This is a genomic window from Janthinobacterium silvisoli (assembly GCF_014200725.1).
Taxonomy (GTDB): Bacteria; Pseudomonadota; Gammaproteobacteria; order Burkholderiales; family Burkholderiaceae_D; genus Janthinobacterium.
On sequence record NZ_JACHCL010000006.1, the window covers coordinates 183,865 to 197,738 of the forward strand.

Here is a 13,874-nt window from a genome sequence, read left to right on the forward strand (position 1 = left end):
ACCAATGGGACGCATGCCGATTCCGAAAGAACTGACCCCAGCCTTGCCGTTCGGTTAATTTAGGCTACCATGCGTGCTTGACTGAACTATGCGACACGACCATGACCACCACCAACGACCTTGCCGGCCTGTCTCCACTGGGCAAAAACTCCGCTTACCGCACCGATTACGCGCCGGAATTGCTGTTTCCGATTCCGCGCCAGGGCAAGCGCGATGAATTGGCGCTGCACGGCACCCTGCCCTTTTTCGGCCTCGATATCTGGAATGCCTACGAATTGTCGTGGCTCAACCTGCGCGGCAAGCCGCAAGTGGCTATCGCCAAGGTCAGCGCCCCGGCCGATTCGCCCAACATCATCGAATCGAAATCGTTCAAGCTGTATCTGAACTCGTTCAACCAGACCCGGCTGGCCAGCGCCGACGCCCTGCGCGCCTTGCTGGTACAGGATTTATCGAACGGTTTTGGCGCTCCGGTGCAGGTGGAACTGACCTTGCAGGAAGATTTCGGCAAGCTGAAGATGGGCGAATTCGATGGTCTGCTGCTGGACCGCCTCGATATCGAGATCACGCAATACACGCCCTCGCCCCTGCTGCTGAAAGCGGCCAGGGACGAAGCGCCGGTGGAAGAAGTGCTGGTCTCGCATTTGCTCAAATCGAATTGCCTGGTGACGGGACAGCCGGACTGGGGCAGCGTGCAGATCGAATACGCGGGACCGCAAATCGACCAGGAAAGCCTGTTGCGCTACCTGATCGGTTTCCGTGAACATAATGAATTCCACGAACAATGCGTGGAACGCATCTTTGTCGACATCCTGCGCCAGTGCGCACCGCAAAAACTGTCCGTCTACGCGCGCTACACACGCCGCGGCGGACTCGATATCAACCCGTGGCGCAGTAACTTCAGCACGGGCAAGATGCCGGGCAATTTGCGGAATGCCCGCCAATAAGGCACGTCAATAAAGCATATAAAACGCAAAAAACATGCCGGCAGGAATGTCGGCTGTGTTTTAAAACAACGTGGCAGCGATACCGGGTGGTACGAAAAAAGCACGGAAAAATCGGAAATTTGCTTTTCTGCGACGGAAAAACCGGCAAGATATTCGTTTTCAATCAAGAAATAGCTAATTCACCTTGATATTGTTTTTTTATTAAAATGAAGATGACTCGTACACGAGCGCCCACTGCGCTGCAAGCGGGCGTATACTGTCGAGAATTGACGTTACAGGCCACCAAAACAGGCCTATAATTCGGCTCGCAAGCCCTCTGCGCATTGCACCATTTCACTGAGTGTCATGACTAATCTTAGCAAAATATTATCCATCGAAAACGTCCTGCTCGATCTGGAAGTCTCCAGCAAAAAGCGCGCTTTCGAACAAGCCGGCCTGATCTTCGAAAACAACTACGGCATCGCCCGCTCCACCGTGTCGGACAATCTGTTTGCCCGCGAACGGCTGGGCTCTACAGGTCTGGGACATGGCGTGGCCGTACCGCATGGCAGGGTCAAGGGCAGCAAGACCCTGAAAGCGCCACTGGGCGCCTTCGTGCGCCTGGCCGAACCGATCCCATTCGAATCGCCGGACGGCAAGCCCGTCAACCTGTTGTTTTTCCTGCTGATTCCAGATCATGTAACGCAGCAACACTTGGAAATCCTGTCGGAAATTGCTGAAATGTTTTCGGACGATGCGTTCCGCACGGCCCTGGCCACCGATCCCGATCCGAAATCGGTGCATAACCGCATCATCAATTGGCAACCCAGCTTGCAGGCGGCGGGTTAAACTTCAGGTATTCCTCCACTCCTGAAGAAGACCGCCATGTTGCAAACGCCGCTGACGATACAACGCCTGTACGACGATAATCGTGAAAGCCTGCAACTGGGCTGGTTCGCCGGCTTCCCCGGCGGCGAACGCCTGATCTCTGGCGATGTCTCTTCCGCAGCCGACCAGGTCGGCCACTTGAACCTGATCCATCCGGGCCGCATCCAGGTGTTCGGCCACCAGGAAATCAATTATTACCAGCGCCTCAAGGTCAACACGCGCACCCACGTGATCGGCGAACTGATCGCTGGCGGCCCGCCGGCGCTGATCATCGCGCAAGGCCTGGAAACGCCGCCCGACATCCTCGCCATTTGCGACGAGCAAAATATACCCTTGTTCTCGACCCCGCTGCCGGCCGCACAGGTGATCGACTTCCTGCGCGTCTACCTGTCGAAAAAACTGGCGCAACGCATCATCATGCATGGCGTATTCATGGACGTGCTGGGCGTGGGTGTGCTGATCACGGGCGACTCGGGGCTGGGCAAGAGCGAGCTGGGCCTGGAACTGATCTCGCGCAGCCACGGCCTGGTAGCCGACGACGCCGTCGAGTTTTCGCGCATCGCGCCGAACATGATCGAAGGACGCTGCCCGCCGCTGCTGCAAAACCTGCTCGAAGTACGGGGACTGGGTTTGCTCGACATCAAGGCTATCTTTGGCGAAACGGCCGTGCGCCGCAAGATGCGCTTGAAACTGATCGTGCACCTGGTGCGCCGCAATGCGCTCGAAGAAGAGGTCGAGCGCCTGCCCTTTTTGTTCCCCACCGAAGACGTGCTGGGCCTGCCCATCCGCAAGGTCGTGATCCCCGTCGCCGCCGGCCGCAACATCGCCGTACTGCTGGAAGCAGCCGTACGCAACACCATCCTGCAATTGCGGGGGATCGATACCTTGCAGGAATTTATGGAGCGGCAACGCCTCGCCATGAGTGGCGATTAACGTTGCAAGGAGTCCTCGCTCGTAGGCGAGGACCGTTACGCAGGCGGAGAGCGATGCACTCCGAAATCCCTGCTACACCAGAGATTAGCAATGAGCGGGGATTAGTCTGCAGTGGAGTTCGCCCTTACATGGGCGAACCGTTACGCAGGCGCGAAGCGCCGCTTCGCGAATTCCCTGCTACACCAACGCCTCGCCATGAGTGTCGATTAAATACTGAAATCCTGTTTGCTTAACGACGCGTAACACAACCGTAGCGAGCGACAGTGAGTTGTGGCTGAGAAGCGCAACCGTACTTTAGTACGGTGAGCATCGCCAGCCGCAAATCGCGACGCGCAGTAGGTTACGTTAGACGTCATCAAGTTGCAAGAATTTGTAAAGATAGTGGCTGACGGGGCAGAGCAACGATCTTTATTGTATGATCGCCCCTATGCATATCGTCCTTATCACCGGAATATCCGGCTCCGGTAAATCTGTCGCACTCAATGTGCTGGAAGATGCTGGCTACTATTGCGTCGACAACTTGCCGCCTGCCCTGCTGCCCAGCCTGGTACAAACCCTGCTCGATGAAGGCACGCCGCAGCTGGCCGTGGCCGTCGATGCGCGCAGTGCCGAATCGCTGGTCAGCCTGCCGCACAATGTGGCCTTGCTGCGCGACCAGGGGCATGACGTCAAGGTCATGTTCCTGACGGCCACCACGCACGCGCTGGTGGCGCGTTTTTCTGAAACGCGGCGCAGCCATCCGCTGTCGCACGAATTGCGTCCCAACCAGAATCCGGCCAGCCGCCGCACATTGATCGAATGCATTACCGAAGAGCGCGAACGCCTGTCGGCCATCGAACAGCTCGGTCACCTGATCGACACCTCCGAATTGAGCGCGAACAAGCTGCGCGCCTGGATCAAGGATATCGTCGCCTCCGAGCGCGCACCGCTGACCCTGTTTTTCGAATCGTTTGCCTTCAAGCTGGGCGTGCCGCTCGACGCCGATTTCGTCTTCGATGTGCGCGCCCTGCCTAACCCCTATTACGACCTGACCTTGCGCCCCCTCGATGGCCGCGATGGACCCGTGATCGCCTTTCTCGACGCCCAGCCCAGTGCGCTTGAATTGCTGGGCGACATACGTGCCTTCATCGAAAAATGGCTGCCATCCTTCAAGTCCGACAACCGCAGCTACCTGACCGTGGCCCTGGGCTGCACGGGTGGACAACACCGTTCGGTCTATATGGCGGAACGACTGGCGCAGTATTTCGGCGAGAAAGAACGGGTCGTATTGCGTCATCGCGAACGCACATGATGAGGTAAAAGACGCGCGCAAAAAAGGGCGCGATATGCGCCCTTAGTTTGATCACAACGGTAGGAAGCGGCTGGCCTTAGACGGCGATGGCGGCTTCTTCTGTGTTGTCTGGCAGATGCTTGATCGCCGCTTTACCGTGCCCTTGCACTTTGGTTTTGTATTTCATTACCTGCCGGTCCAGCTTGTCGATCAGGGTATCGATGGCGGCGTACAGGTCTTGCGCCAGGCTTTCCACATACACGGTCTTGCCGCTCAGGCGCAGATTGACTTCAGCCTTTTGGCGTTTTGCTTTCTCTTTGAGGTTGTCGACAGTCAGAATCACGGCAATATCGATGACTTGATCGAAATGACGTTTCACACGCTCCAGTTTCGTTTGTACATATTCACGGATGGCCGGTGTCACTTCAAGATGATGTCCGCTGATGGTGAGATTCATACACACTCCTAAAGATGATCGGGTTCGTGCGGAGTTCATCGTATCTGCCCCGTAGAGGAACCGAAAAAACTACAAAGACTTACGCAGGCTCACTGGCGGAATTTTCAACGCTTCCCGGTATTTGGCAACAGTACGTCGCGCAATCACCATGCCTTGTTCCCCCAGCATGTCCGCAATCTTACTGTCGGATAAAGGATTTTTAGTGTCTTCTGCTCCTGTCAGTTGCACGATCAGCGCCCGTATTGCCGTTGACGATGCCTCGCCCCCCGCTTCGGTGGCAACATGGCTACCAAAGAAATATTTCAACTCAAACATGCCATGCGGGGTCAGCATGTACTTTTGGGTTGTTACCCGCGAGATAGTACTCTCGTGTAAACCCAGTGTATCAGCTATTTCACGGAGCACAAGGGGGCGCATGGCGACGGCGCCATGCGAGAAAAAATTCTTTTGCCGTTCCACTATCGCCTGGGCCACGCGCAGTATCGTGTCGAAGCGCTGGCGCATATTCTTGATCAGCCATTTGGCTTCCTGCAACTGCACGCCCATCGCGCCCTCACCCTTGCCCTGCTTGAGCAGGTTGGCATACATGGCGTTGACCCGCAGGCGCGGCATGACGTCATTGTTCAAGGTGACTTGCCAGCCATTGCGGCCACGCTTGACCACCACGTCCGGCACCACATAGTCAGACACGTCGGAAGCAAATACGGCGCCCGGATGCGGATTGCACTGGCGAATCACTGCTTGTGCTTCACGCAAGTCTTCCTCATCGCAATTGAGGGCTTTTTTCAGCTTGTTGAAGTCGCGCTGGGCAAACCAGGCCAGGTGTTTTTCCACGATGGCCAGCGCCATGCGCCTTGTTACCAAAGCAATATTTGGCAGGCGGCGGATTTGCAGGGCCAGACATTCGGCGGCATTGCGCGCGCCCACGCCGGGCGGATCGAAACTCTGCAGCAGCACCAGCGCCGTGCGCAGCTCGTCGGCATCGATATCGAGCTCTTCAGGCAGGCGCGCCAGGATATCGTCGAGCGGCTCATCCAGGTAACCATTGTCGTCGAGCGCGTCGATGATCAGTTCCACCAGCGCACGGTCGCGCAATTCCAGCACCGTCACGCGCATCTGTTCCATCAGATGTTCGCGCAAGGTGCAGTGATGGGCTTCGAGTTGCGGGCGCGCATCGTCATCCTCGGGCGCCTTGCCCCGGCTCGCTTCGCTCCAGTCGTTGTCCCCGCTGTCCGGCGCAGCCGTGCCTTCGCCCGCATCGCCATCGTAGCCATCGGTCTCGGCAGGCGCTGCCGGTGTTTCCTGGCTCGGTGGCTGGGGCGGCGCTTCGGCCGGCGTGGCCGTCGAACTCAAGGCGCCATCGGACAGCAGGCGCAGCGAACGGTCGAGCGGATCGTCGAGGCGCTCGAGCAGCGGGTTGTCCGTCAGCAGTTGTTCCAGCTCTTGATGCAATTCCAGTGTGGACAGTTGCAACAGGCGTATCGATTGTTGCAACTGCGGCGTCAATGCCAAGTGCTGCGAAGTGCGCAGCTGCAATGATTGTTTCATTCGCTCACATACGGAAGTGTTCGCCCAGATAGACCCGGCGTACCGACTCGTTGGCGATGATGTCATCGGGACGTCCCGACGCCAGCACAGAGCCCTGGTTGATGATGTAGGCGCGGTCGCAAATACCCAGCGTTTCGCGCACATTATGATCGGTGATCAGCACGCCGATATTGCGCTCCTTCAAGAAACGCACGATGCGCTGGATCTCGATCACGGCGATCGGGTCGACGCCGGCAAACGGTTCATCGAGCAGCACGAAACGGGGATCGGTCGCCAGCGCGCGGGCAATTTCCACCCGACGGCGTTCGCCACCCGACAGTGACAGCGCCTGGTTCTCGCGCAGTTTCTCAATCTGCAAGTCGGCCAGCAAGGTATTCAGGCGCTCTTCGATTTCCGCCTTTTTCAGGGGACGCCCTTCGACGGTCTGGATTTCCAGCACGGCGCGGATATTGTCTTCCACCGTCAGCTTGCGGAAGACTGACGCTTCCTGCGGCAGGTAAGACAAGCCCATCTGCGCGCGACGATGGATCGGCAGGCTGGAAATGTCCACGCCGCTGATATCGATGGTGCCGCCATCGGACGGCACCAGGCCGACGATCATGTAGAACGAGGTAGTCTTGCCAGCGCCGTTGGGGCCCAGCAAACCGACCACTTCGCCGCATTCGACTTGCAGTGAAACATCATGCACGACCTGGCGCTTGCCATAGGTTTTTTGCAGCCCTTTCACGATCAGGGTGCTGCCGCAACGTATATTTTCCATTATTTCTTTCCTGGCGCAGGCGTAGCCGGGGCCGATGCTGCCGGCGCAGACGCGGCTGGCGCCTTGTTCTTCGGCTGGATCACCATGCGCACGCTGCCACCGCCCGGGGTGGTATTGCCGCTATCCGTATTTTCCATGTTGAAGAGTTCATTGCGGCTGTCGTAGGAAATGAAGGCGCCATTGGCCACATCGGTCGGCTTGGTGCCTTCCAGGCGCGTCAGCTTGGCTTTCGAGAACAGCTTCACCACTTCCGTCTTGTTATTGTATTCCACGCGTTCGGCTTCGCCCTCTACCCACAGGTCGCCTTCGCCATCGCGCTTCTGGCGGAAGGTGGCCAGCTTGCCGGTTTCAGCCCAGAAAGTGATGAACTGGTAGCCCTGCGGGTCTTCCGTGATCACGGCGCGGCCTGCTTTCATGGTCAGCGTGCCCTTCACCAGCACCACATTGCCCGTCAGGGTACGCACCTGCTTGACATCATCGACCTGGCCGCGCTCGGCGGTAATCACGGCTTCTTTCTCCGAGTCAGCCTTCTCGGCGCGCGCCGCACCGATTACAGCTAGCGAACATACGGTCGACAACAAGGTCAACAGCAAGATTTTTTTCATTTTATGATTTCCTTATTTGCATTCTGTCATTTTGCTGCCGCAGGCTTGCGCGGCGCTGGCGGGTAGACGATACGCAGATTCTGCTGCACGTCCACCACGCCGGTCGCGTTATTGGCCTTCATGCCCACGCCCGTCACATGCGAAGTCCCCAGCAGCATATCGACCGGCACCGCCGTTTCCATGCGTTCTTCATCGGGAAAGACCGTCAAGGCCTCCGTCTTGAGCGTCATGTTCTGCGCCTTGGGACTGGCCACACGGTCGATCACCACATTGCGGTACAACTGCAGCCGCGTATTGCCCTGGTCGATATGGGCCAGTTCGGCATTCATATTCAAGGGCGGCAGGTCAGGACTGATCTTGCGCACGAAAGGATGGTCGATATCGGACGAATCATCGGCCGGGTAATGCGTGAGCTTGGTGCCAGACACGATATAGCTGGGTTTCCCCTGCAAATCCATGCGTACCACACTGAAATTGGTAACGAAATAGTCTGGATCATTCACCTGCTTGCTGGCATTGATCTCTTCAGCACTCTTGTTCGCCAGCTCCAGCAGCCAAAAGCTGCCGAGCGCAAACACGATCGCCCCCAGCACGGTCCACGCCATGCGCCAGCGATGGGCGCCTCCCGACTTGCTCATAGTGCGATACTTTCCATGATGATGCTGCTTGCCCAGGCCATGGCCTTACTCCAGGAACGGCGCCATGACGCGCTCGTAATTATCCTGGGCACGCAGCAGGAATTCGCAAATCTCGCGCACCGCGCCCTTGCCACCACCCGCCTGCGTCACGAGATGCGACAGCGCCTGCGCTTCCGGGCGACCGTTCGGCACGCTGACGGCAAAGCCGACGCGCTTGAGCAGCGGTGCATCGACGACATCATCGCCGATATAGCCGCACTGTTCTTCGGTCAAGCCCGTCAGCGCCAGCAGTTCGCGAAATGGCGTCAGCTTGTCGTGGCCGCCCTGATGCACATGGGTAAAACCCAGGTCTTGCGCGCGGCGCGCCGTGATCGCCGAGCGGCGCGCGCTGATGATGGCCGTCTGCACGCCCGATTCCTGCAGCAGCTTGATGCCCAGGCCATCGTGCACATTAAACGTTTTCATCATTTCACCGTCCGGGCCGAAATGCAGGCTGCCGTCGGTGAGCACGCCATCGACGTCAAAAATCATCAGTCTGACCTTGGCGGCCCGCGCCAGGTTGTCTGCCACGCTATCCATCAAATCACCTTCGCTTGCGTCAAGTCATGAATATGCAGGGCGCCGACCAGCTTGCCGCCGGCATCGACCACCAGCATCTGGTTAATGCGGTACTGCTCCATCACGGCCACGGCATCGACCGCCAGGCGTTCCGGCGCGATGCTGCGCGGCTGCGCATGCATCACGTCGCGGATAGCCACTTGCGTAAAATCCTGTACGCGCTCAAACATGCGGCGCAAATCGCCATCGGTAAATACGCCGACCGGGCGGTTGTCGCCATCGACGATGGCCGTCATGCCCATGCCTTTCTTCGTCATTTCTTCCAGCGCCTGCAGCAGCGATGCTTCGACCGCCACCTTGGGCACCCGCTCGCCGCTGCGCATCACGTCATGCACATGGGTCAGCAAACGGCGTCCCAGGGCGCCGCCCGGATGCGAACGGGCAAAATCTTCTTCCTTGAAACCGCGCAAATCAAGCAAAGCGACGGCGATCGCATCGCCCAGGGCCAGGGTCACCGTAGTGCTGGCCGTCGGCGCCAGGTTCAGCGGGCAAGCTTCTTTCTCAACCGAAATATCGAGATGTACGTCGGCCAATTGCGCCAGGCTGGAATGGGGTTTGCCCGTCATGGCGATCAGTACGCCACCCATGCGCTTGACGACCGGCATGATGGCCATCAGTTCTGCCGATTCGCCCGAATACGAAATCGCGATAAACGCGTCTTCCGAAGTGACCATGCCCAGGTCGCCATGGGCCGCTTCTGCAGGATGCACGAACATGGCCGGCGTGCCCGTCGAGGACAAGGTGGCGGCAATCTTGCGCGCAATATGGCCCGATTTGCCGATACCGGAAACGACCACGCGGCCTTTGCATTCCAGCAACAGCGCCACGGCACGGCCCACGCTATCGTCCGTGGCCAGGCGCGCATCGAGCGCAACGATGGCGTCGGACTCGATCTGCAAGGTCGTACGCGCCAGGGCCACGGCACGCTCGGTTGTGGCTTTCATGTCAATTCGATCAAAAGCTTTCAGCATTGTTTTTTCATGGGTTACACTCATGCGCAAAGTATAAACGAATTAGGAAAGCAAAAAACTTGCCAGTCGTAACAAACAACGATTTCCACTGACCATCCAGGGCAACCTCATGTTTTCCTCGCTAGAACTGACCCTGATGCTACTCGGCAGCGCCGTACTGGGCGTGGTCGCTTTCAGAATGTTGCATTTGCCACCCATGCTGGGCTACCTGGCCGTCGGCATCGTGATCGGCCCCCACGCGCTGGGCCTGGCGGCCGAAAACGAGGCCAGCCATACTTTGGCAGAGTTCGGCGTCGTCTTCCTGATGTTTTCCATCGGACTCGAATTCTCGCTCCCCAAGTTTCTCGCCATGCGGCGCATCGTGTTTGGCCTGGGGATGGCGCAGGTGGTCACCACCATAGTCGCCACCGTCATCTTCGGCTGGATCGTGGAACGTACCCTGTCGGCCTATATCCAGATGAGCTGGCAAGCGGCGTTTGCCCTGGGCGGCGCGCTGGCCATGTCGTCGACCGCCATTGTCTCGAAAATGCTGACGGAACGGCTGGAACTGGAAAGCGAACACGGGCGCAAGATCATCGGCATCCTGCTGTTCCAGGATCTGGCCGTGGTGCCGCTGCTGATCCTGATTCCCGCCCTGACCCGCGATTCCGAAACCCTGGCCGAAACCCTGCTGTGGGCAGGCGGCAAGGCGCTGATCGTGCTGATCATGCTGCTGTTCATCGGCCAGAAACTGGTGCGTGGCTGGCTGACCATCGTGGCCAAGCGCCGCTCGCAAGAGCTGTTCATGCTCAACCTGCTATTGATCACCCTGGGCGCAGCCTGGATCACCGAGCGGGCCGGCCTGTCGCTGGCCCTGGGCGCTTTTGTGGCTGGCATGTTGATTTCCGAGACGGAATTCAAGCACCAGGTGGAAGAAGACATCAAACCGTTCCGCGACGTGCTGCTGGGGCTATTCTTCATTACCGTCGGCATGCTGCTCAATATCCGCGTGGTGGTGGACAATTGGGCGCTGGTCTTGCTGCTACTGTGCGTCCCCGTGCTATTGAAATTCGCCCTGATCACGGGCCTGGCCAAGCTGTTCGGCTCATCGACCGGTGTATCGATGCGTACAGGCCTGGCGCTGGCCCAGGCCGGCGAATTCGGTTTTGTACTGCTGAACCTGGCCGGCGGCATCAAACTGATGGACCCGTTCGTGGTGCAAGTGGTGCTGGCGGCGATGGTGCTGTCGATGCTGGTGGCGCCATTGATTATCGCCAAATCGGACGCGATCGTCATGAAACTGGCCGCCAACGACTGGATGATGCAATCGCTGGCCCTGACCAAGATCGCCACGCGCACGATGGCGGCGCAGCAGCACGTGCTGATCGCCGGCTTTGGGCGCAGCGGGCAAAGCCTGGCGACCTTGCTGACGGAAGAACACATCGAATACCACGCGCTGGACCTGGACCCGGAACGGGTGCAGGAAGCGCAGCTGGCCGGCGCCCATGTGTCCTATGGCGATGCGGGCCGGCGCGAAAGCCTGGTGGCGGCCGGTATTTACCGGGCCAGTGCAGTCGTGATTACCTATGCCAATACGCCGGCCGCTTTGAAACTGCTGCACCTGCTCAATGACATGGCGCCCACCGTGCCCGTGATTGTGCGCAGCTATGATGATAGCGACCTCGACCAGTTACGCGATGCGGGCGCGGCCGAAGTGGTGCCGGAATTGATGGAAGGCAGTCTGATGCTGGCCTCGCATGCGCTGATCATGATGGGCGTGCCGTTGCGGCGCGTGGTGCACCGCGTGCAGGCGGCGCGCGAAGAGCGCTACGCCTCCCTGCGCGGCTATTTCCATGGCACCAGCGACGCAGGCGACGATGCCGACTTGGAACGTTTGCATACGGTAACGGTCAACGATGGCGCGCAGTGCGTGGGATTGCCGCTCAGCACAGTGGACGTGGCTGCCTGCGGCGCTGCGGTGACAGCCATCCGCCGCGGACGGGGCCGGCTCGACATCACGCCCGAGACACAGTTGGCCGTCGGCGACGTAGTGGTGCTGCGCGGCAGCGCCGATGCGGTGGCGAAGGCGGAAAACCTGTTGCTACGCTGAGGCCATCATGAAATCGGCGCCTGCCAGCTGACCACCTGGTTGCGGCCCTTGGCCTTGGCCTGGTACAGGGCCAGGTCGGCATTGGCTACCAGTTGCTGGGCAACCGTTTCCATCGGCTGCAAGATCGCTTCCCCATCGAGACTGGCCACGCCGATCGAGACACTGACCCAGGTTTCCGTACCACCGGGCAAGTCGAACATGGTGTCGGCAATGCTGGCGCGGATGCGTTCGGCCACGAAGGTGGCGCTATCGAGGTCCGCATCGATCAGCAGCACGACGAATTCCTCGCCACCAAAACGCCCCAGCGCATCGGAACGCCGCAATTCGTGACGGATACGCGCCGCTACCTCGCGCAATACTTCATCGCCGCCCTGGTGGCCATGCGTGTCATTGACCAGCTTGAAGTGGTCAATATCGATATACATACAGGAAATAAAATAATTCTGGCGGCGCGCGCGCGCAATCTCTTCCAGCAGGCGCCGGTCGATATAGCGGCGGTTGTAGACGCCCGTCAGCGAATCGGTCAAGCCGATGTATTTCAGCATTTCATTGCTGATCACGTTTTCCAGGCAGATGGCGATAATCGAGGCCATGTGCTTGATGAAATCCGTGCCCAGCGCGGGCGTAAAACGCGTCACGTCGCTGCTGGCCAGGTTCAGGCTGCCGATCAATCGCTTGTTGCGCAGCAAGGGTACCAGCGCCACGCTGCACAAAGGCACCCCTGCGCCAGGAAAGCGCTTGCCGTGCAGCTCGGTATCGAAAGCCCCCAGCAACGGTAGCGGCGGCAAGGCAGGCTCTCCTTCCAGCGTGGGCGCTGGCGGTGCAAAACCCAGTTCAGCCGGTTCATGCACAAACAGCAATTGCGGAAAGATGCTGAAATCGACGCCCAGCTTTTCCATCACCAGCAAGATATCGTCTTCCTCGTCGAGCAGGCTCAGGGTCACGCCATCGAGGTCGGAAATCTCGGGCAAGGTGCGGAAAATCGTGCCGATCAGTTCGGGAAAGGTGGACGCGCCCACAATTTCCAGGTCAAACGCCTGGTGCCGGCACATGATGTCGTGGTTGCGCTCGACCTGTTCCAGCAGCAAGGCCATGCGTGCGCGTAAAGTCTGGTTTTCGGCTTCGAGGCTGCTCAGCTGTTGCTGCAATGATTGCTGCAATTGTTGCGGCTCAGCATCATCTGCAGCCTGGCCTGGCACTGGCGAACTCGGTTGATTCATCTCAAACACCTCAAACCCTTCTGTGCAGGCGCGGCACTAAAATGCCAGTTCGAAACCGACTTCCTGGCCCACGACGATGCGCTCATCGCCGCCCTCGGTGACGATGGCGTTCATGCCGAAGCAGACCGCACCATCGAGCTCAGGCTTGGCTCGGTAACCCTGCATGACATCGAGCGGATCGGGGCCCGGCACACCCGTGGCCTGGTCGACAGAAGGTATCGGGCAGCGCGAGCACGGTTTGACGGGTTTCAGTACGGTGGCGCCAAATTGCAGGAAGTCTGCATAATCTTCCTCGAAGGCGCCGATATCGCCGATCACCAGGTTAGGCCGGAAACGGTCCATCGGCAGCGGCGTACGGCCGGCGGCGCGCAATTTTTCATTGACGTCGTCGAGTGAAGCGGCGCCCGCGATCAGCACCGGGTAGCCATCGGCAAACATGGTCGAAGCGGCAACACCAGCTGTCCACTTGGTGCTGGTGGCGCGCACCACGTCCGGGTGGAAGCGCACCAGCCGGCACGGCACGCCGATAGCGTTTGAAAACCAGGTGGCCGTCACTTCATCGCAATCATAGGCGCGTAGCGTATCGTCCCACACTTGCACTTCCAGGGTGGGCGCCAGTTGCGGGTGGGGCAAGCCCAGTTCCACTTCCAGGCACAACATGCCCGGCGCGCGCAGTTCCAGGGTCGTCGCCTTGATGCGCGGCACGATCAGCGCCATGCGCGGATGTTCGCGCTGGGTCAGGAAATGGCCCTGTGTATCGACCACCATCCATTCCCGGTCATACACGTGCTCGCTCATCAGGCCTGAACGCGTCAGGACCGCCTCGCGCAAGCTGATGCCGGCGCAGGACTTGATCGGATAGAGGGTGATGTCGGACAGGAAGGCCATGTGACACGGGGCAGTGCCGCAGCGTCTGCCAATGAATTGTTCAAGGGCGAAGTATGGCAGCAAAGC

14 protein-coding genes are annotated in these 13,874 nt (G+C 59.1%); 5 read left to right on the forward strand and 9 right to left on the reverse strand.

From position 1 onward, the window contains the following. Positions 1 to 101 precede the first annotated feature (101 nt). The 4 genes from queF to rapZ all read left to right on the forward strand — a co-directional run bounded on the left by queF (position 102) and on the right by rapZ (position 4,035). Positions 102 to 944: an NADPH-dependent 7-cyano-7-deazaguanine reductase QueF gene (gene queF / locus HDE75_RS22490; RefSeq protein ID WP_183680693.1), complete on the forward strand. Its 843-nt coding sequence runs from the start codon at positions 102 to 104 to the stop codon at positions 942 to 944. Between the two features lie 345 nt (positions 945 to 1,289). After that, the gene (locus HDE75_RS22495; protein ID WP_183680695.1) at positions 1,290 to 1,772 is read left to right on the forward strand and encodes a PTS sugar transporter subunit IIA; all 483 of its coding nucleotides are present in this window, start codon (positions 1,290 to 1,292) and stop codon (positions 1,770 to 1,772) included. A gap of 36 nt (positions 1,773 to 1,808) precedes the next feature. After that, positions 1,809 to 2,744 carry an HPr(Ser) kinase/phosphatase gene (hprK, locus tag HDE75_RS22500; RefSeq protein ID WP_183680697.1) on the forward strand — a complete coding sequence of 312 codons (936 nt, stop codon included), beginning with the start codon at positions 1,809 to 1,811 and terminating at the stop codon, positions 2,742 to 2,744. Between the two features lie 427 nt (positions 2,745 to 3,171). Further along, positions 3,172 to 4,035 (forward strand): RNase adapter RapZ, encoded by an 864-nt coding sequence (gene rapZ, locus HDE75_RS22505; RefSeq protein ID WP_183680698.1) that lies wholly within the window; start codon positions 3,172 to 3,174, stop codon positions 4,033 to 4,035. Between the two features lie 76 nt (positions 4,036 to 4,111). On the opposite strand, the gene hpf is transcribed toward rapZ, so the two are convergent. The 7 genes from hpf to HDE75_RS22540 form a co-directional block, all read right to left on the reverse strand. Further along, on the reverse strand, positions 4,112 to 4,471 hold the full coding sequence (gene hpf, locus HDE75_RS22510) for a ribosome hibernation-promoting factor, HPF/YfiA family (protein WP_183680700.1): 360 nt from the start codon (positions 4,469 to 4,471) through the stop codon (positions 4,112 to 4,114). Positions 4,472 to 4,540: 69 nt separating this feature from the next. Continuing rightward, complete coding sequence (locus HDE75_RS22515) at positions 4,541 to 6,019, reverse strand: RNA polymerase factor sigma-54 (RefSeq protein WP_183680702.1); 1,479 nt, start codon at positions 6,017 to 6,019, stop codon at positions 4,541 to 4,543. A gap of 4 nt (positions 6,020 to 6,023) precedes the next feature. Continuing rightward, the gene (lptB, locus tag HDE75_RS22520; RefSeq protein WP_183680704.1) at positions 6,024 to 6,779 is read right to left on the reverse strand and encodes an LPS export ABC transporter ATP-binding protein; all 756 of its coding nucleotides are present in this window, start codon (positions 6,777 to 6,779) and stop codon (positions 6,024 to 6,026) included. After that, a complete protein-coding gene (lptA, locus tag HDE75_RS22525) occupies positions 6,779 to 7,384 on the reverse strand; it encodes a lipopolysaccharide transport periplasmic protein LptA (RefSeq protein ID WP_183680706.1) in 606 nt (201 codons plus the stop codon). Before lptA ends, lptB begins: the two co-directional genes overlap by 1 nt. Positions 7,385 to 7,410: 26 nt before the next feature. Next, a complete protein-coding gene (gene lptC / locus HDE75_RS22530; RefSeq protein WP_260174263.1) occupies positions 7,411 to 8,022 on the reverse strand; it encodes an LPS export ABC transporter periplasmic protein LptC in 612 nt (203 codons plus the stop codon). A gap of 45 nt (positions 8,023 to 8,067) precedes the next feature. Further along, the gene (locus tag HDE75_RS22535) at positions 8,068 to 8,601 is read right to left on the reverse strand and encodes a KdsC family phosphatase (protein ID WP_183680708.1); all 534 of its coding nucleotides are present in this window, start codon (positions 8,599 to 8,601) and stop codon (positions 8,068 to 8,070) included. Next, positions 8,601 to 9,611, reverse strand: a complete 1,011-nt coding sequence (locus HDE75_RS22540; RefSeq protein ID WP_183680711.1) for a KpsF/GutQ family sugar-phosphate isomerase — start codon at positions 9,609 to 9,611, stop codon at positions 8,601 to 8,603. Before HDE75_RS22540 ends, HDE75_RS22535 begins: the two co-directional genes overlap by 1 nt. Before the next feature lie 109 nt (positions 9,612 to 9,720). Here HDE75_RS22540 and HDE75_RS22545 point away from each other — a divergent pair, with 109 nt between their 5' ends. Further along, positions 9,721 to 11,700 (forward strand): monovalent cation:proton antiporter family protein, encoded by a 1,980-nt coding sequence (locus HDE75_RS22545; protein WP_183680713.1) that lies wholly within the window; start codon positions 9,721 to 9,723, stop codon positions 11,698 to 11,700. A gap of 5 nt (positions 11,701 to 11,705) precedes the next feature. On the opposite strand, the gene HDE75_RS22550 is transcribed toward HDE75_RS22545, so the two are convergent. After that, positions 11,706 to 12,794: a GGDEF domain-containing protein gene (locus tag HDE75_RS22550; protein WP_260174272.1), complete on the reverse strand. Its 1,089-nt coding sequence runs from the start codon at positions 12,792 to 12,794 to the stop codon at positions 11,706 to 11,708. 162 nt (positions 12,795 to 12,956) lie between these two features. After that, positions 12,957 to 13,808 (reverse strand): MOSC domain-containing protein, encoded by an 852-nt coding sequence (locus HDE75_RS22555; RefSeq protein WP_183680716.1) that lies wholly within the window; start codon positions 13,806 to 13,808, stop codon positions 12,957 to 12,959. Positions 13,809 to 13,874 lie beyond the last annotated feature (66 nt).